The sequence below is a fragment of the Georgenia soli genome (assembly GCF_002563695.1).
GTDB classification, from domain to species: domain Bacteria; phylum Actinomycetota; class Actinomycetes; order Actinomycetales; family Actinomycetaceae; genus Georgenia; species Georgenia soli.
The window spans coordinates 419,475-436,157 of record NZ_PDJI01000004.1; the positions used below are offsets into that span (position 1 = coordinate 419,475).

Annotated in this window: 16 protein-coding genes and 1 pseudogene; 6 read left to right on the top strand and 11 right to left on the bottom strand. The window is 73.6% G+C overall.

The window, feature by feature from the left end; translation table 11 throughout:
* Window positions 1-3 precede the first annotated feature (3 nt).
* Both ATJ97_RS03265 and hisF read right to left on the bottom strand, forming a co-directional pair.
* On the bottom strand, window positions 4-798 hold the full coding sequence (locus ATJ97_RS03265; RefSeq protein ID WP_098482516.1) for a hypothetical protein: 795 nt from the start codon (window positions 796-798) through the stop codon (window positions 4-6).
* Between the two features lie 3 nt (window positions 799-801).
* On the bottom strand, window positions 802-1,572 hold the full coding sequence (gene hisF / locus ATJ97_RS03270; RefSeq protein ID WP_098482517.1) for an imidazole glycerol phosphate synthase subunit HisF: 771 nt from the start codon (window positions 1,570-1,572) through the stop codon (window positions 802-804).
* A 73-nt stretch (window positions 1,573-1,645) separates the two neighbouring features.
* Here hisF and ATJ97_RS03275 point away from each other — a divergent pair, with 73 nt between their 5' ends.
* On the top strand, window positions 1,646-2,290 hold the full coding sequence (locus ATJ97_RS03275; RefSeq protein ID WP_098482518.1) for a uridine kinase family protein: 645 nt from the start codon (window positions 1,646-1,648) through the stop codon (window positions 2,288-2,290).
* 56 nt (window positions 2,291-2,346) lie between these two features.
* Here ATJ97_RS03275 and ATJ97_RS03280 read toward each other — a convergent pair whose 3' ends face one another.
* The 6 genes and pseudogenes from ATJ97_RS03280 to arc form a co-directional block, all read right to left on the bottom strand.
* A complete protein-coding gene (locus tag ATJ97_RS03280; protein WP_098482519.1) occupies window positions 2,347-3,348 on the bottom strand; it encodes an FUSC family protein in 1,002 nt (333 codons plus the stop codon).
* A gap of 23 nt (window positions 3,349-3,371) precedes the next feature.
* Entirely contained in the window at window positions 3,372-4,337 is a 966-nt protein-coding gene (locus tag ATJ97_RS03285; protein ID WP_098482520.1) for an FKBP-type peptidyl-prolyl cis-trans isomerase, read from the bottom strand.
* Window positions 4,338-4,415: 78 nt separating this feature from the next.
* Window positions 4,416-5,855 carry a Pup--protein ligase gene (gene pafA / locus ATJ97_RS03290; RefSeq protein WP_098482521.1) on the bottom strand — a complete coding sequence of 480 codons (1,440 nt, stop codon included), beginning with the start codon at window positions 5,853-5,855 and terminating at the stop codon, window positions 4,416-4,418.
* Window positions 5,852-6,043, bottom strand: coding sequence for a ubiquitin-like protein Pup (locus ATJ97_RS03295; RefSeq protein ID WP_098482522.1), 192 nt, complete (start codon window positions 6,041-6,043; stop codon window positions 5,852-5,854). The genes pafA and ATJ97_RS03295 overlap by 4 nt, the downstream gene beginning before the upstream one ends.
* 32 nt (window positions 6,044-6,075) lie before the next feature.
* On the bottom strand, window positions 6,076-7,713 hold the full coding sequence (gene dop, locus ATJ97_RS03300; protein WP_098482523.1) for a depupylase/deamidase Dop: 1,638 nt from the start codon (window positions 7,711-7,713) through the stop codon (window positions 6,076-6,078).
* Window positions 7,714-7,975: 262 nt separating this feature from the next.
* Window positions 7,976-9,586, bottom strand: a pseudogene (gene arc / locus ATJ97_RS03305) (proteasome ATPase); the annotation flags it as partial.
* Window positions 9,587-9,713: 127 nt separating this feature from the next.
* Between arc and ATJ97_RS19655 the strand changes: the two are divergent.
* Window positions 9,714-9,890 carry a hypothetical protein gene (locus tag ATJ97_RS19655; RefSeq protein ID WP_170037085.1) on the top strand — a complete coding sequence of 59 codons (177 nt, stop codon included), beginning with the start codon at window positions 9,714-9,716 and terminating at the stop codon, window positions 9,888-9,890.
* A 31-nt stretch (window positions 9,891-9,921) separates the two neighbouring features.
* Here ATJ97_RS19655 and ATJ97_RS20235 read toward each other — a convergent pair whose 3' ends face one another.
* Both ATJ97_RS20235 and ATJ97_RS20240 read right to left on the bottom strand, forming a co-directional pair.
* The gene (locus tag ATJ97_RS20235; protein ID WP_245862802.1) at window positions 9,922-10,950 is read right to left on the bottom strand and encodes a tRNA (adenine-N1)-methyltransferase; all 1,029 of its coding nucleotides are present in this window, start codon (window positions 10,948-10,950) and stop codon (window positions 9,922-9,924) included.
* Window positions 10,951-11,108: 158 nt separating this feature from the next.
* A complete protein-coding gene (locus tag ATJ97_RS20240; RefSeq protein WP_098482524.1) occupies window positions 11,109-12,251 on the bottom strand; it encodes a site-2 protease family protein in 1,143 nt (380 codons plus the stop codon).
* A 131-nt stretch (window positions 12,252-12,382) separates the two neighbouring features.
* Here ATJ97_RS20240 and ATJ97_RS03320 point away from each other — a divergent pair, with 131 nt between their 5' ends.
* Entirely contained in the window at window positions 12,383-13,378 is a 996-nt protein-coding gene (locus ATJ97_RS03320) for a RecB family exonuclease (protein WP_211287027.1), read from the top strand.
* A gap of 7 nt (window positions 13,379-13,385) precedes the next feature.
* Here the strand turns inward: ATJ97_RS03320 and ATJ97_RS03325 are convergent, their stop codons facing one another.
* Complete coding sequence (locus ATJ97_RS03325; RefSeq protein WP_245862068.1) at window positions 13,386-14,093, bottom strand: HAD family hydrolase; 708 nt, start codon at window positions 14,091-14,093, stop codon at window positions 13,386-13,388.
* A 32-nt stretch (window positions 14,094-14,125) separates the two neighbouring features.
* On the opposite strand from ATJ97_RS03325, the gene ATJ97_RS03330 reads away from it, so the two are divergent.
* From ATJ97_RS03330 to ATJ97_RS03335, 3 genes are all read left to right on the top strand, one after another.
* Complete coding sequence (locus tag ATJ97_RS03330; protein ID WP_098482525.1) at window positions 14,126-15,073, top strand: proteasome assembly chaperone family protein; 948 nt, start codon at window positions 14,126-14,128, stop codon at window positions 15,071-15,073.
* Window positions 15,074-15,274: 201 nt separating this feature from the next.
* Window positions 15,275-15,361, top strand: coding sequence for a putative leader peptide (locus tag ATJ97_RS20740; protein ID WP_425432782.1), 87 nt, complete (start codon window positions 15,275-15,277; stop codon window positions 15,359-15,361).
* Window positions 15,362-15,580: 219 nt separating this feature from the next.
* Window positions 15,581-16,639, top strand: a complete 1,059-nt coding sequence (locus tag ATJ97_RS03335) for a YeeE/YedE family protein (RefSeq protein WP_098482526.1) — start codon at window positions 15,581-15,583, stop codon at window positions 16,637-16,639.
* Window positions 16,640-16,683: the final 44 nt, after the last annotated feature.

Sequence of the window (16,683 nt, forward strand, 5' to 3'; positions counted from 1 at the left end):
AGGTCACGCCTCGGGGAATCGCTGCCGAAGCTCGGAGAGCAGGCGCTGGTGCAGGCGGTCAAGGCGGTCGTCGAGATCGGCCGGGTGCAGGCCGAGCTCTGCGAGCCGACCGTTCCGCGACATCGCGACGAGCTCCTCCGGCGACGGCTGGACCTCGTGGATCACCTTCACCAGTCCGGGAGTCATCGGCACGACGCCGTCCATGAGGTCTCCCCATGCGTCCATGTTCGAGTAGCCGAACCCGTCCGGCATGTCCCGCATGGCCCGGAGCCTGAGCACCTCGTCGAGGGCGACGGCGGTGCTGAGCACGGTGGTCAGAGGCGCCCGGCCGTAGGGCTCGAGGGCGCCCTCGTACAGGCTGCCGCTCTCATCGAGCTCTAAGGCCCGACGCAGCCGACGACGAACACGCCAGTTGTTCACCAGCTCTGGCGCGAGCTCATGGAGGACGAGTCCGTCGAGCACGTTGGCCTCGGGCGTCGCCATCTCTCTCGCCCATACGCGCCTGCGGAGCTGCACCCGGAGGAAGCGGTAGATCCCTGGCCCTGCCGGTTCCGACAGGCGCGGCGCCGCCTGCTCGAGCATCCGGAGCGTGAGGGGCGCGAACTCTCGCAGCGACCGCATGACGTACGGGTAGGGGTCGTAACTGCCGCCCCATGTCCGGGTGGGTCTCGCCGCCCGTTCGGCGCGCTCGGCCGGGAGCTGGCGCTTGTGGTCCCTCTGCACGAGGAGGGTCACACGCGCGAACAGCTCGTCGTGCGCACGCTCCTTCTCGGTCCGCGCCCACGGCCACCAGGTCACCGCTCAGCGCACCTCGAGGCCCGCGGCGCGCATCTCGTCCTTGACCTGGCCCACCGTCAGCGTGCCGAAGTGGAACACCGAGGCCGCCAGCACCGCGTCCGCGCCGTGGCGCGCCGCCTGGGTGAAGTGATCGGCCGTGCCCGCCCCGCCGGAGGCGATGAGGGGGACGTCCACGCGGGCGCGCACGTCGTCGAGCATCCTCAGGTCGAAGCCGTCGGTGGTGCCGTCGGCGTCCATGGAGTTCAGGAGGATCTCCCCGGCGCCGAGCTCGGCGCCGCGCACCGCCCACTCGACGGCGTCGATGCCGGTGCCCTTGCGGCCGCCGTGCGTGGTGACCTCGTAGCCCGACGCCGTGGTGGTGTCCCCGGTGGTCCGGCGGGCGTCCACCGACAGCACCAGCACCTGGCGGCCGAACCGCTCGGCGATCTCACTGATGAGCTCGGGGCGCGCGATCGCCGCCGTGTTGACGCCGACCTTGTCCGCGCCGGCCTTCAGCAGCCGCGAGACGTCCTCGACCGAGCGCACCCCGCCGCCCACGGTCAGCGGCACGAACACCTGCTCGGCCGTGCGGGAGACGACCTCCATGGTGGTCTCGCGCGCCTCGGCGGAGGCGGAGACGTCGAGGAAGGTGATCTCGTCCGCGCCCTCGGCGTCGTAGCGCCGCGCGAGCTCGACCGGGTCGCCGGCGTCGCGCAGGCCCTGGAAGTTCACGCCCTTGACCACGCGCCCGTTCGCCACGTCCAGGCACGGGATGACCCGGACCGCCACACTCATCACACCCTCCTCCGCGCCGCCTGCACCTCAAGCGCCGCATGAGAAGGCTAGCCGCCGGGTAGCGTCCTTCGACATGACCGTCCAGGAACCGCGACCAACGCCACGTCCCGACGGCGCAGCCGTCCTCCCGCTCGTGCGTGCCGCCCTGGAGGAGCGCGGCACGTCCGGGGCGCGGGGTCCGGTGGTCGTCGGCATCGACGGCCGCTCGGGCTCGGGCAAGTCGGACCTCGCCGCCGACGTGGCCGGGCGGCTCCGGGCCGAGCCTGGCCTGGGCGAGCCGGACCTGGGCGAGCCGGGCGCCGTCGTCGTCATCGCCCTGGAGGACGCGTACCGCGGCTGGCACGGGCTGGCGGTCGGGGTGGGCGCCGTGGCCTCCGGGGTGCTCGAGCCGCTCAGCCGCGGGCTGCCCGGCTCGGTGCGGACCTACGACTGGCACCGCGGCACCCTCGGCGACCGGCTCCAGGTGCCCGCGCCGGGCGACCCGGCGCCCCGCGTGGTCGTGATCGAGGGATGCGGCGCCGGCTCGGCGGTGTGCGCGCCGTTCCTCGACGTGCTCGTGTGGCTCGACGCCCCCGCGCACGTGCGGCGCGAGCGGGCCCTCGCCCGGGACGACGGCAGCTGGGCGCACCTGTGGGACGACTGGGCCGGGCAGGAGCGGGCCCTCCTGGACGCGCGGGACGCCCGTGCGGCGGCGGACCTCGTGCTGCACACCGGCTGAGGCTGCGCAGCGGCGCCAATAGGGGCCTCACCCGGTCGCCGTCGGCCCCCAGACCGTCAACCGGCCGGCTCTGCCTCGACCTCCCGACGGCGGGCCCGCGCGCCGTCGGCCGCCACCTCGGCGGCCTCGTGGGGGATGATCCGCGCGAGCCCGGCCGCCAGCGCGGCCCCGAGCAGCACGAGCACCACGGCCACCACGACCGCCCAGACCCGCTCGGCCGCGGCGGCCGACGTGCCCATGGTGGACCCGAGGAGCAGCATGACGGCGGTCGTGGCGAACGCGGCGGAGCGCCACAGCGGTCGGGGGAAGACGAGGCACAGCAGGAGTGCCAGCAGGGCCAGCGAGGCGGCCAGGCCCCGCACGAGCGGGACGGCGCCTATCGCGACGGCGACGAGCGCACCGAGGGCGGTCCCCGCGACCCGGTGCACCGCCCGCTGCCCCAGGGTGAGCTCGGCCGTCGGCAGGACCAGGATGAACGCGGTGGCGGGCAGCCAGCTGGCGATCGGCAGCTCCACCGCCCGCGCCACCAGCGCCGCCAGCCCGGTGACGGCCCCGAAGACCCCCGCCGCGATGAGGGCCTGCCGCCACGGCAAACTCACGCCCGGGACGGACTCGGGCAGGTGGAGCGCCCGCGCCACGGCGACGGCGTAGAGGGCGGCTGCGGCCATGACGGCCAGCCGGGTCCACGACACGTCCTCCGCCGGCGCCATGCCGGAGGCGACGAACCCGACCAGCACGGCCGCGGCCGCCCACCCGTAGCGGGCGGCGAGCCCGACGCACACGCCCAGCAGCGCGATCACCAGCACCCACCATCCGGAGCCGCCGGTCCAGGCGGTCAGGGCGGACGCCACCACCATCGCCGGCGCGGCCGCGAGGGTCCGCCTCCAGCCGGCGTTCATCGACAGCACGAGCGAGAAGGCGGCGACCAGCACCGCCGGGGCCGCGAACTCCACCCCCAGGGGCAGCGTCGCCAGCATCGGGACCCCGACGGCGACGAACAGCAGCACGGCGGCACCGAGCAGCCGCCGGAGGAACGAGCGCGACGCTTCGTCGCCCATGGTCCGAGGCTACGCCTGCGGCCTCAGCCGGCGCTGGTCTCCGCGGCCGTGGGGCGCTCCATCGGCGGCGCGGTGCCCTCGGCCCCGCCGACCACCGAGTCCTCGTCCCCGCCGGAGGCGGCCAGGATGTCGACGACGATCACCAGCGTGTCCGTGCCGTGCGCCTGGCCGGGCGGGATCACCAGCAGCACCTGGGAGCCGACCGGCTGGTCGACCAGCCCGTCGCGCAGACCGTCGATCGTCTGGTCGAGGCGGACGGTCTGCGGGACCTTGCCGCCCTCCCAGGTGGAGTCGTACGGCTCCCCCGACTCCCACTCGACGCCGGTGTACTGCACCGTCACGTCCTGCCCGGGCCGGACCTGCTGGCCCTCGCCGCGGATCAGCGGGGCCACGACGAGCTCGGCGGGCGGCTCGGCGTCGGGGACGGCGATGGAGGGTGCGCCGTCGGCGCCGAGCGTGACCTGGGGCAGCCCCTCGCGCGGGGCGACCGCCTCGCCGCGGGCCTGGGTGTAGAGCACGTCGAGGACGAGCACGAGCATGCGGTCCTCGCCGTCCTCCTCGACGGGCTGCTGCACGAGGATGCGGCTGCCCTCCGCGGCGCCCGACAGCACGGGGAACAGGTCCTCGCCGACGTCCTCCGGGGTGAGCATCAGGGTCCTGGCCACGCCGACGTCCCTGCCCTCGACGAGAGCTCCGTCGTCGCCGTCGTACGCGGCCAGGCTCAGCAGGATGGGCTCGCCCTCGACCAGCTCGCGCCCGTCGCCCTCGATCAGGGTCTCGACCTCGGACTCGCGCAGCGGAAGGGGCGGGTCGAAGGTGACCACCGGCACGGACCCGAAGGCTCCGGAGACGGTGACCTCACCGACGTTCTCCTCGTTCTTCACGGGGTCCTCGGTGCACGCCACGAGGAGCACCGCTGTCAGGAGCGTCGCCACGAGAGCCGCGATCCGGCTCCGGGCGGTGCGACGTCGGTTCAGGTACTGCTTCACCCGAGCAGCCTACGTTGCACCCGCCGGTGCCCGGCCGATGCCCCGCCGGTCCTGGGTGCCTCCGGCGGGGGTGCGACGTCAGGCCTGCAGGGCCGCCAGGAGCTTGTCCACCCGCTCGTCGGTCGGGGAGAACGGGTCCTTCAGGACCACGGTGCGCTGGGCGGCGTCGTTGATCTTCAGGTGCACCCAGTCCACCGTGATGTCGCGGCGCCGCTCCTGGGCCGCCGCGACGAACTCGCCGCGCAGCCGTGCCCTGGTGCTCGGCGGCGGTGTGACGATCGCCTCGCGGACCTCCTCGTCGGTGGTGATCCTCGCCATGAGCCCGCGGGCGGCGAGCGTGGTGGCCAGGCCCCACCGCGCCGAGATGTCGTGGTACGCCAGCGAGAGGCGCGCCACGCGGGGGTCGTCGAGGGCCAGGGTGTGCCTGGCCCGGTAGCGCTCGAGGAGGCGGCCCTTGATCGCCCAGTCGAGCTCCGTCTCCACCAGCGAGGGGTCCTGCTCGCGCAGGGCCCGCAGGCCCCGTTCCCACAGCTCCAGGACGCGGCGCTGGATCTCGGTGAGCTCCGCCGTCTGCCCGGTGGAGTCGAGGTAGCCCGTCACCCGCGTGAGGAACTCCTCCTGCATCTGCAGGGCGCTCATCCGCCGCCCGGAGGAGAGCTCGACCGGGACGGTCGCCGTCATGTCGTGGGAGATCTCACGGATGGCGCGCATCGGCTCGGCCATCGCCAGGTCCCGGAGCCGCACCCCGTCCTCGAGCATGGCGAGCAGCAGGTCGGTCATGCCGACCTTGAGCATCGTGGTCGTCTCGGCCACGGAGGAGTCCCCGACGATGACGTGCATGCGCCGGTAGAGGTCTGCGTCGGCGTGCGGCTCGTCGCGGGTGTTGATGATGGGCCGGGAGCGGGTGGTGGCCGAGCTCATGGCGTCCCACATCTGGTCCGCGCGCTGGGAGAACGCGTAGGAGGCGCCGCCGGCCGCGCGGGGCCGGATGTGCCCCGCGCCCGTGAGGATCTGGCGGGTGATGAAGAAGGGCACGAGCGCGTCTCCCATGGCCTGGAAGTCGCGACGACGGCGCACGAGGTAGTTCTCGTGGCAGCCGAAGGAGTTGCCGAACGAGTCGACGTTGTTCTTGAACAGGTGGATCGTGCCGGGCACGCCCTCCTCGGCGAGCAGCTCGTTCGCGTCCTCCGTCATCTCGTCGAGGATCGACTCGCCGGCGCGGTCGTTGACCACGAGCTGGTGGACGTCGTCGCACTCCGCGGTGGCGTACTCCGGGTGCGAGCCGACGTCGAGGTACAGCCGGGCCCCGTTGCGCAGGAAGACGTTCGACGAGCGGCCCCACTGGACCACCTTGCGGAAGAGGTAGCGGGCGGCGTCGTCGGCGGTGATCACACGCGGGGCGCCCTCCCCGTCGGCGGCGTCGGCGCCCGCGGCCTCAACGGCGGCGCCCCGCCCGGCGGGCGGGGCGCACGTGATGCCGTACTCGGTCTCGATGCCGAAGATCCGCCTGGCGGTCACTGCCCGCCCTTCTGCACGAAACCCTGCACGAAGGTCTCGGCGTTGGCCTCCAGCACGGAGTCGATCTCGTCGAGGAGGTCGTCGACCTCCTGGGTGCGAACCTGGCCGCCGGCGGCGACGGGCGGGCCCATGGGCTCGGATCCCGGGTCGTCCCGGCGGGTCGTGCGGCGCTGCTCCTGCTCTGCCATGTCGTGCTCCCTCCCTCGGGGTTGATCAGATACTAGGACGCCGGGGGCGCCGTGAGGTTCTCGAGGAGCTCCGCGGCCGTGGCGGACCGCTCCAGGAGTGCGCCGACGTGCTCGCGGGTGCCGCGCAGCGGGTCGTTCATCGGCACCCGGACGAGGTGCTCGTTCTCGGGCACGTCGAGGACCACGGACTCCCAGCTGGCGCCGGCCACCTGCCCCGGGTAGCGGGCGACCACCTGACCGCGGAACCACGCCCGGGTGTCGGTGGGCGGGTCGTGCTCGGCGGCGGCGACGTCGGCGTCGGGCACGAGGCGCTCGAGCCGCCCGGCGGCCGCCAGGCGGTTGACGATGGAGCGCTCGGGGCGCAGGTCGGCCCACTGCAGGTCGAGAGCCTGCAGCTTCGGGTGGTCCCAGGGCAGCGACTCGCGCCGGCGCATGCCGTCGAGCAGCTGCTTCTTGGCCACCCACTCGACCTCGGCCGCGGCGCTGACCGGGTCGGTCGCCAGGCGGTCGAGCACGCCGCCCCAGCGCTCCAGCACGTCCGCCGTCGCCCGGTCCACCCCGGCGGGCGGTGCCGCCTGGTGGACGGCGTCGGCGATGACGCGCAGGTACTCGCGCTGGATCTCGAGCGCGGTCATCTCGCGCCCGTCGCTGAGCGTGAGCCGGTGGGTCAGCGTGGTGTCGTGGCTGACCTCCCACGTCTCGCCCACCGGGTTGGCGATCATCAGCGCGTCCAGCGTCATCGGCACGGCGTCCTGCTCGAGGAGCCACAGCACGAGCGAGGTGGTGCCCATCTTCAGGTACGTGGAGACGTCGAAGAGGTTCGCGTCGCCGCCGATGACGTGCAGGCGCCGGTACCGCTCGGCGTCGGCGTGCGGCTCGTCGCGGGTGTTGATGATCGGCCGGTTGAACGTCGTCTCGAGCCCGACGTCGTTCTCCACGTAGTCGGCACGCTGGGAGATCTGGAACCCGGGCGTCTGGCTGCGCTGGCCGATGCCGACCCGGCCCGCACCGCAGAAGATCGGCCGGGTGACGAAGAACGGGGTCAGGTACCGGATGATGTCGCCGAAGTTCACCGACCGGCTCACCAGGTAGTTCTCGTGGGTGCCGTACGCGGCACCCTTGCCGTCGACGTTGTTCTTGTAGAGCACCACCTCGGGCAGGCCGGTCACGGCCCGCAGCGCGTCCATGGCGCCGCGCATCACCAGCTCGCCGGCCCGGTCCCACCGCACCGCGTCCAGCGGGTTGGTGACCTCGGGGCTGGAGTACTCGGGGTGGGCGTGGTCGACGTACAGGCGCGCACCGTTGCTGAGCACGGCGTTGTTCGCCGTCGGCAGGGCGGCCTCGGCCTCGCTGGGGCGGCGCACGTGGCTGGTCCGCACGCCCGGCGCCGCGTCGGCGCCGTCCTCGGCGGAGGGGGCGGGGGCCGAGGGGTCGTCCGTGAGCTGGGACGGGTGGGCGGCGGCCCGGTCCAGGCGGAACCCGCGCGCGTCCGCGAGCGGGTCCTCCCCGGCGTAGTCCCACCGCACGTGCCCGCCGCGCCCCGCGCTGCCCGGGCTCGCGGCGTACGCGGCGACGACGTGCGAGGAGAGCACCATCGGGTTCGCCTGGGGGTTGCCGGGCTCGATGAGGCCGTACTCGGTCTCGATGCCCATCGGGCGGTGGACGCTCACGTGTCTCCCTCGTGCTCTACAGGTACCCCGGCACCGGGGTGATCGTCTCGATGCCGTCCTCGGACATCTCCCCGCCGAGCGCCACGCCGCCCTTGCGGTGCGCTGGGCTCGACCCGCCCGAGGACGACGACGCATCCTCGGCCCCGCCGTCGCCCGCGCCCGGTCCGCCGTCGTCCGCGCCCGGTCCTCCGGTGCCCGCGAGGGCGGTCGGCGCCGTCGAGTGGTGCCCGACCCGCCCGGCCAGGCCCCGCGGGGCCATGCCCTCGGCGCGGGCCAGGGTGCGCAGGTAGGTGATGCGCTCGCCCTTCTTGCCGCTGACGCGGGCCCAGTCGTCGGGGTTGGTGGTGTTGGGCAGGTCCTCGTTCTCGCGCATCTCCGCCGCGAGCGCGCCGAGCAGGTGCTCGGTGCGCAGGCCGCGGCCGCCGGAGGCGAGCAGGTCCTTGATGGCCCGCTTCTTCGCGCGGTCGACGATGTTGGCGATCATCGCGCCGGAGGCGAAGTCCTTGAAGTGGAGGACCTCCTTGTCGCCGCTGGCGTAGGTGACCTCGAGGAACTCCGTCTCGGCGGTCGTGGCGTACAGCGCGTCCACGACCGTGCCGATCATGGCCTCGACGGTGGCCGCCGGGTCGCCGCCGTAGCGGGCGAGCTCGTCCTCGTGCAGCGGCAGGTCGGGGGTGAGGTACTTGGCGAAGATCTCGCGTGCGCCCTCGGCGTCGGGCCGCTCGATCTTGATCTTCACGTCCAGGCGGCCGGGCCGCAGGATGGCGGGGTCGATCATGTCCTCGCGGTTCGAGGCGCCGATGACGATGACGTTCTCGAGCTTCTCCACGCCGTCGATCTCGCTGAGCAGCTGCGGCACCACCGTGGTCTCGACGTCGGAGCTGACACCGGTGCCGCGGGTGCGGAAGAGCGACTCCATCTCGTCGAAGAAGATCACCACGGGGATGCCACGGGCGGCCTTCTCGCGGGCGCGGGCGAAGATCACCCGGACCTGCCGCTCCGTCTCGCCGACGTACTTGTTGAGCAGCTCCGGGCCCTTGATGTTGAGGAAGTAGCTGCGCGGCCCCTCCGACCGGCCGGCCGGCTCCTCGCCGCGCTCGACACGCTTGTTCTCCGCCGTCACGGCGAGCGAGGTGGCCACGGCCTTGGCGATGAGCGTCTTGCCGCAGCCGGGCGGGCCGTACAGGAGCACGCCCTTCGGGGGCTTCAGGCCGTGCTCGCGGTAGAGGTCGGGGTGGAGGAACGGCAGCTCGACGGTGTCGCGGATCTGCTCGATCTGCGGGCCGAGGCCACCGATGTCCGAGTACTCGGTGTCCGGCACCTCCTCCAGCAGCAGCTCCTCGACCTCGGAGCGCACCACACGCTCGGTGACGAAGCCGGTGCGCGGGTCCGCGGTCAGGGCGTCGCCGACCCGTACGCCGGAGGTGAGCAGCGGGCCGGCCAGCCGCATGACGCGCTCGTCGTCGGTGCGCGCCAGGACCAGGACGCGGTCGCCGTCGAGGATCTCCTTGACGGTGACGATCTCCCCGGTGGTCTCGTAGGTGCCGGCGCCGATGACGAGCAGCTGCTCGTTGAGGCGGACCTCCTGGCCGGGGCGGAGCGCCCCGAGCGGGACGGCCGCGGAGACGGCGAGGCGCATCTTGCGCCCGCCGACGAAGACGTCGGCCTCGCGCTCGTCGAGGTGGCCCGCGAGGAACGTGCCGTAGGAGCCCGGCGGCTTCGAGATCGAGTCGAGCTGCTCCTGGAGCTGGACGAGCCGCTGGCGCGCGGTGTCGAGCGCCTGCGCCAGCCGCTCGTTCTTGCCCGCGAGCGAGATGGCCTGCTGCTCGAGCTCGCGCGCGCGGCCCTCGCTGAAGCGGTCGGCCTGTGTCATGACGTTCCCTTCGTCGATCGACTCGTCCAGCCTAGGCGCTGGCACGGACACGTCGACCGCGGCGTCCACCTCTCGACAGGCGGCCGGTGTCGCGCTTTCCTGAACGGGAAGAGGCAGGAGGCTCCAGATGGCACGCAACAAGAAGCCGGGGAGCGGCTCCCGGCCGATCGAGGCCGTGGGAACCGCGGTGGCGGCGTTCGTGGGGGTCGCGAAGCAGCACCCCGCGCTCACGGTCGCCGCCGTCCTGGCCCTGCTGGTGCTCGTACGGGTGGCCCGGGCCGGCTCCACCGGCACGACGGTCTGAGCCGCCGCCCGGCGTCAGACCTGGCCCGGCGTCAGGCCTCGTCGGGCGTGGCGGCCGACGGCTGCGACGGCTGCGACGGCGATCCAGGCTGCGCCGTCGGCCCGGGCTGCGACGCCATGCCCGTCTGCTCCATCTCGGCACGGCGGTGGATGTCGCGCCGCACGCGCCGGATCTTCTTGTCCGAGACGGCCCGCTCGCCCACGTCCACCGGGCTCCACTCGCCGTCGGCCGGGTAGGCGCCCTTGGCCGGGCGGCGGGTGCGCTGCGGCGGCACGTGCCCGGGCGCCAGCCGGCGCGTGGTGACGAGGAAGCCGGTGTGCCCGATCATCCGGTGGTCCGGGCGCACGGCGAGCCCCTGGACGTGCCAGGTGCGCACCATCGACTCCCACGCCTGGGGCTCGGTGAACTGCTCGGTGGCGCGCAGGTCCTCGACGAACCGGCTCAGCTGCGTGGTGGTGGCCACGTAGGCGGTGAGGACGCCGCCGGGCGTCAGCGCGTCGGCCGCGACGGCGAGGTTCTCCCACGGGGCGAGCATGTCGAGCACCATGCGGTCCACCGAGCCGGGCTCGACGGCGTCGGGGAGCACGTCGGCGAGGTCCCCGGTGCGGACCTCCCACGCGGGGTGGGGGCCGCCGAACCACGACTCGACGTTGCCGATGGCGATGTCGGCGAAGTCCTCGCGCCGCTCCACGGAGATGAGGTGCCCGCGCTCCCCGACGGCGGAGAGCAGGCTCATGCTGAGCGCGCCGGAGCCGACGCCGGCCTCGACCACGGTGGCGCCCGGGAAGATGTCGCCCATCTGCACGATCTGGCCGGCGTCCTTGGGGTAGACCACGGCGGCGCCGCGCGGCATCGAGAGGACGTAGTCGCTGAGCAGCGGGCGCAGCGCGAGCAGCTCGTGCCCGGTGGCGGTGGTGAGGACGGTCCCCTCCGGCCGGCCGATGAGCTCGGTGTGCCGGAAGGAGCCGCGCTGGGACTGGAAGTACCCGTCGACGGTCAGCAGGACCGTGTACAGGCGGCCCTTGGAGTCGGTCAGCTGCACCCGCTCCCCCGCGCGCAGCGGTCCGCGGCGGCGCCCGGCGCCGGGAAGGCCCGCCGCGTCCTCGGGGTCCGTCGTGGTCTCGGGGAGCGCCGCGTCCTCGGGGACGGTCGCGGTCTCGAGGTCGCCGTCGGGGGCGGTGGGCTGGAGGTCGGGCTCGCTGGTCACGACGGGCGAGTCTACGGGCGGCGCGACTGCAGGGCCCGGGCCACCGCGGCGACCTCGACCACACCGAGGACGGTGACGCCGTCGTGCAGGACGACGACGGGCCCGTGCCGCTGGGCGACGCTCACCGCGGTGACGGCCTCGGGCCCGGTCAGCGCGGTCACCACCTGCTGGGGCGCGAGGGGGCGGGCCACGGCGGTCACCGGCGTGACCGAGCGGTGCTCGTACGGCACGTCGCGGACGGCGGAAGGCTCCACGACGGCCACGGGGCGGCCGGCGTGGACCAGGACGACGGCGGCGCCCTGCCCGGCCAGCGCGTTCTCCACCTGCGAGACGGTGGCGGCGTCGTCGAGCACGAGCGTCGGCAGGGCGAGCCGGCGCAGGTCGATCCCCTCGGCGCTGCGCCGCGCCTCGGCACGACGTAGCGCCTGGCCCGCCCCGGACCACATGAACGCGCCGAGCAGGATCATCCAGATGGCGGAGGAGAGGTTGGGCTGGCGGCCCTCGAGCAGCGGGCGGCCGAGGACCCAAAGGAGCACGGCCACCACGACGACGCGGCCGCCCCAGGCGGCCACGACCGTCCCGCGGTTGCGGTCGCCGGTAGCGGCCCACACGATCGCCTCGAGGATCTGCCCGCCGTCGAGCGGCAGGCCCGGCAGGAGGTTGAACCCGGCGACGAGCCCGTTGGAGAGCACTGCGCCCCACAGGATCAGCAGGCCGGGTCCCGTGGGGTCGAGGGAGACCACCGCGCCCCAGGCGGCGAGCGCGAGCGCGGCGTTGGCGAGCGGGCCGGCGGCGGAGACGACGGCGGAGGAGCCCGGCCCCGGCAGCTCCGTCTCGAAGGACGTGTGCCCGCCCCAGAAGGTCAGGACGTACTCGCGCGGCCGGGCGCCCAGCCGCTGCCCGGTCAGCCCGTGCGCGAGCTCGTGGACGAGCACCGAGACGAGGAGCATCACGACGAACGCGAGCGTCGTGAGCACGACGGTGCCCATGCCGGCCGTCGGCACGAGCCGTCGCACGACCGGGAAGTACAGCGTCACGAGGACGGCGGCGACCAGCACCCAGGACGGCGCCAGCACCACGGGGATGCCCCCGACCCGGCCGATCACCCAGCCCGACCCGGTGCGCGTGCCCACGGGCGTGCTGGAGCGGCTCATCGCCCCAGCCTATGCGGGCGGGGGAGACCGGGCGGCCACCGCTCACGTCTGCTTCCCCAGGGGTGCAGCGTGCCGGACACCCTGTGGGGCGTTGACCGGCTGTGTCGGTGGCCAGGGTTAACGTGAACGGCATGACGCAGACGACCCAGCGCGAGGCCTCGCCGGTACCCGTTCCGACCGATCTCCCGGCGGACTCCCTCGCGTCCGGTGTCGCCACCCTCAGCTCGCCCGAGGTGCTCTCCCCCGAGGCGCCGACGCCGGACGCGCTCACCCCGGACGCGCCGACGCCGGACGAGGCGGTGGAGCGTCGCCGTGCGGCGATCTCCCCCTCGCGCGCCAAGGACTTCCGGCAGTGCCCGCTGCTGTTCCGCTACCGGGCCGTCGACCGGCTGCCCGAGCCGCCGAGCCAGGCTGCCGTCAAGGGTTCGCTCGTGCACGCCGTCCTCGAGCACCTCTTCGACCTGCCCGCGCCCCGGCGGACCGAGGAGGCCGCGCAGGAGCTGCTGGACCCGCAGTGGCAGGAGCTGCAGGCCTCACGCCCCGACGTGCTGAGCATGTTCTCCGGCCCGGAGGACCTCGGCGCGTGGCTCGCCGAGGCGCGCAGCCTGCTCACCCAGTACTTCCGGATGGAGAACCCCACGCGGCTGGAGCCCGCCGAGCGCGAGATGCTCGTGGAGACCGAGCTGGCGTCGGGGATCCTGCTGCGCGGGTTCGTGGACCGCATGGATGTCGCCCCGAACGGCATGGTGCGGGTGGTCGACTACAAGACCGGCCGGTCCCCGCACCCCCGGTACCAGGACGAGGCGCTGTTCCAGATGCGGTTCTACGCGCTGATGATCTGGCGCCTCCACGGCCGGGTGCCCGCCCGCCTGCAGCTGGTCTACCTCGGTGACGGGCGCACCCTCACCCACGACCCGAAGGAGGAGGAGCTCGTCGCGCTCGAGCGGGACCTGGAGTCGCTGTGGGCGACGATCTCCGAGTCGGCCCGCAGCCAGAGGTTCGCCTACCGCACGTCCAAGCTGTGCTCGTGGTGCTCGTTCCAGTCGCTGTGCCCGGCGTTCGGCGGCGAGGTGCCGCCCCTGCCGCCCGGCGGGGTCGAGCACCTGCTCACCGTCCAGGCCGTGTGAGGCTGGCTCAGCGCCCGGTGCGATTCGCGGCGGCGAGCTCGTCCACGACCTCACCCTCGAGGATCCGGGCCAGCAGGTCCAGGTCCACGCCCTCGAGGGAGCGCAGCCGGCTCAGCGTGTCCTGAGCGTCCACCTCGACCATGAGCGGCACCGCGATGGTCCGGGCGCCCGAGGCCAGTGCCGCGGTCACGCCCACGGTGGAGTCCTCGATCGCGATGCAGCGGGCCGGGTCGACCCCGAGCCGCTCGGCCGCGGTCAGGTACGCCTCCGGGTGCGGCTTGCCGCGCGTCACCTGGTCGCCGGTCACCACCTCCTGGAACGACCCTGCGGGCGCTGCCTGCACGACGGCGCCCGCGAAGTTCTCGTACGACATGGTCACCAGCGCGCACGGCACCCCCGCGGACCGCAGGGTCCCGAGGAGCTCCAGCGCGCCCGGGCGCCACGGCGCACCGTGCTCCCGCACCTGGGCCACCACACCGGCGAGGATCTCCTCGACGAGGTCGGCCGGCTCCCCGCCGATGCCGGTCTGCTCCTGGATGATCCGCGCCGAGGTGATCAGGTCGTTGCCGATCAGCTGGAGCCCCTGCTCCTGGGTCCACGTGCCGCCGTGCCGCGCGACGACCGCCGTCTCGGCGGCCATCCAGTAGGGCTCGGTGTCCACGAGGGTGCCGTCCATGTCCCACAGCACGGCGTCCGGAAGTTGCCTGTCGCTCACCCGACGACCCTATCCGCGCCTAATGTGGCCTCATGACCACCAGCGAGCCGAGCAAGAAGGACACCACCGGCGGCGAGACACCGGTGGAGGCTCCCGAGGAGAAGGTCGCGGGCAAGGAGCTGCCGCCCGCGATCCTGCTCGCCAGCTTCGAGGGCTGGAACGACGCCGGCGGCGCCGCGTCGCAGGCCCTCGACGTCGTCGCCGACGCCTGGGACGCCGAGGTGGTCCACGAGCTCGACGCGCAGGACTACCACGACTTCCAGGTCAACCGCCCGCACGTGAGCATGGACGAGGACGGCAACCGCGTGCTGACGTGGCCGTCGACCACCGTGTCGGTGGCACGGGCCCCGATCTCGGGCCGTCGCGTCGTCCTCGTGCAGGGGGTCGAGCCGTCGTTCCACTGGCGGGACTACTGCGAGGAGATCCTCGAGGTGGCCCAGGGGCTCGAGGTGGGCACCGTCGTCGGCGTCGGCGCGCTGCTCGCCGACGTCCCGCACTCGAGGCCCATCCCCGTGCAGACCACCTCCAGCGACCCGCAGGTCCAGGCGCTCCTCGGCATCGAGGGCTCCGAGTACGAGGGCCCCTCCGGGATCGTCGGCGTGCTCACCCACTTCGCGGCGGAGCAGCGCCTGCACACCCTCAACGTCTGGGCGGCGGTGCCCCACTACGTGGCGCAGCCGCCCTCGCCGAAGGCGACGCTCGCGATCCTGCTGCGCCTGGAGGAGCTCGTCGGCGAGCCGCTCCCGGTCGGTGACCTGCCCGAGGACGCCCGCGCCTGGCAGGCCGGCGTCGACGAGCTCGCGGGCCAGGACCCCGACGTCGCCGAGTACATCCAGCAGCTCGAGGAGGTCAAGGACACCGCCGAGCTGCCGGAGGCCTCCGGCGAGGCGATCGCCCGCGAGTTCGAGCGGTACCTACGCCGTCGGGACATCCGCGGGGACAAGGGTGACAAGGGCGGCCAGGGGCCGGCCGGCCTCTGAGGCCGCGCTCACGGCACGACGACGCAAGCGTCGTCCGCATCGCGGGACGAACCCCGGCGTGGTGTCCGACCCACGGGACGGGACGGACATTTCGGGCACTTCTCTCGACCACCGGCCCGCGCGTCCGTAATCCTCGAGCACGTCCGGCCGACGGCGGACGCTCGACCACGGCCCGGCCGCGGACGACCGGAGGGAGATCTCATGCACCGCTCGCGCACGACGGCGCTGCTGCACTCCCGTCGCCACGTCGACCTCATGCGGGTCTCCTCCGCAGCGTGTCGGCCCTGACCAGCCGCTGACGCACCGGCGCGCGGGTGTCCCCGACGCCGTTTCCCCGGCGTCGGTTCCCCGGCGCCGTGAGCGCGCGCCGCAGCACCGGCCTACCAACGCCGGACCCGCCCGTCCCTCCCGGGCCCTCGCCTCACTTCCCGAACTCCGAGCCGCACCAGCAGCGCGCGGTTCAGCGTGCCTGCGTACCGCCGGCATGCCAGGCAGACAGGATCACCCATGCTCCTCACCGGGCTTCTTCTCGGCGCAGCCCTCGGCTTCGCCATGCAGCGCGGACGCTTCTGCGTCACCGGCGCGTTCCGCGACGTCTTCGTCGCCCGCAGCACGCGCTGGCTCACCGCCTTCCTCGTCGTCATCGCCATCCAGGCCGTCGGCATCGCCGCCATGCAGGGCATGGGGGTCATCGGCGCGGCCGACAAGCCGCTCGCCCTTCCCGCCACCGTGATCGGCGCACTGATCTTCGGCTTCGCCATCGTCCTCGCGGGCGGCTGCGCCACCGGCACCTACTACCGCTCGGGCGAGGGGCTCGTCGGCTCGTGGTTCGCCCTCATCTTCTACGCCCTCTCCGCCGCGGTCATGAAGTACGGCGTGCTCGGCGACTTCACCACCTGGGCGCGCGGCATCACCGTGCCGGCCACCACCATCCACGAGACCCTCGGCGTCAGCTCCTGGTTCCTCGTCGCCGCCCTCGGCGCCGCCGTGCTGTACCTGGTCCACCACCACCTGTCCCGGCCGGCGCTCAAGCTCGCGAGTCTGCCGCCGCGCCGGACCGGCCTGGCGCACGTGTTCTTCGAGAAGACGTGGGGAGCCTTGCCGACGGCCGTCGTCATCGGCGTCATCGCGATCCTCGCCTGGCCGCTCAGCACCGCCACGGGGCGCGAGGCCGGCCTCGGCATCACCACCCCGTCCGCCAACACGGTGGCCTTTCTCGTCACCGGGGACGTGGAGCTCGTCGACTGGGGCGTGCTGCTCGTGGTCGGCATCCTTCTCGGGTCCTTCGCCGCCGCGAAGGGCTCGGGCGAGTTCCGCATCCGCGTCCCCGACGCCACCACCACGGTCCGCTCGATCGTGGGCGGCGTGGGCATGGGCGTCGGCGCGGCGCTGGCCGGCGGCTGCACGATCGGCAACGCCATGGTGGCGACGGCGCAGTTCTCCTACCAGGGCTGGCTCTCGTTCGGCTTCATGCTCCTCGGCACCGGCATCGCCACCAAGATCTTCGTCCTGCGCGGCCCGCGCACCGCCACCCGGACCCCTGCCCCGGCCACCGCCGGCGTCTGACCCGTCCCCGTCCCAACCCAGAGAAGACACGAGAGAAGGACCAC

What these genes read in the sequence shown, in the direction of transcription:
- ATJ97_RS19655 (WP_170037085.1), top strand. Translation starts at nt 9,714, where the DNA reads ATGGCACGCAACAAGAAGCCGGGGAGCGGCTCCCGGCCGATCGAGGCC.
- ATJ97_RS03330 (WP_098482525.1), top strand. Translation starts at nt 14,126, where the DNA reads ATGACCACCAGCGAGCCGAGCAAGAAGGACACCACCGGCGGCGAGACA.
- ATJ97_RS03280 (WP_098482519.1), bottom strand. Translation starts at nt 3,348, where the DNA reads ATGGGCGACGAAGCGTCGCGCTCGTTCCTCCGGCGGCTGCTCGGTGCC.
- ATJ97_RS03275 (WP_098482518.1), top strand. Translation starts at nt 1,646, where the DNA reads ATGACCGTCCAGGAACCGCGACCAACGCCACGTCCCGACGGCGCAGCC.
- ATJ97_RS03335 (WP_098482526.1), top strand. Translation starts at nt 15,581, where the DNA reads ATGCTCCTCACCGGGCTTCTTCTCGGCGCAGCCCTCGGCTTCGCCATG.
- ATJ97_RS20240 (WP_098482524.1), bottom strand. Translation starts at nt 12,251, where the DNA reads ATGAGCCGCTCCAGCACGCCCGTGGGCACGCGCACCGGGTCGGGCTGG.
- ATJ97_RS03320 (WP_211287027.1), top strand. Translation starts at nt 12,383, where the DNA reads ATGACGCAGACGACCCAGCGCGAGGCCTCGCCGGTACCCGTTCCGACC.
- ATJ97_RS20740 (WP_425432782.1), top strand. Translation starts at nt 15,275, where the DNA reads ATGCACCGCTCGCGCACGACGGCGCTGCTGCACTCCCGTCGCCACGTC.
- ATJ97_RS03295 (WP_098482522.1), bottom strand. Translation starts at nt 6,043, where the DNA reads ATGGCAGAGCAGGAGCAGCGCCGCACGACCCGCCGGGACGACCCGGGA.
- hisF (WP_098482517.1), bottom strand. Translation starts at nt 1,572, where the DNA reads ATGAGTGTGGCGGTCCGGGTCATCCCGTGCCTGGACGTGGCGAACGGG.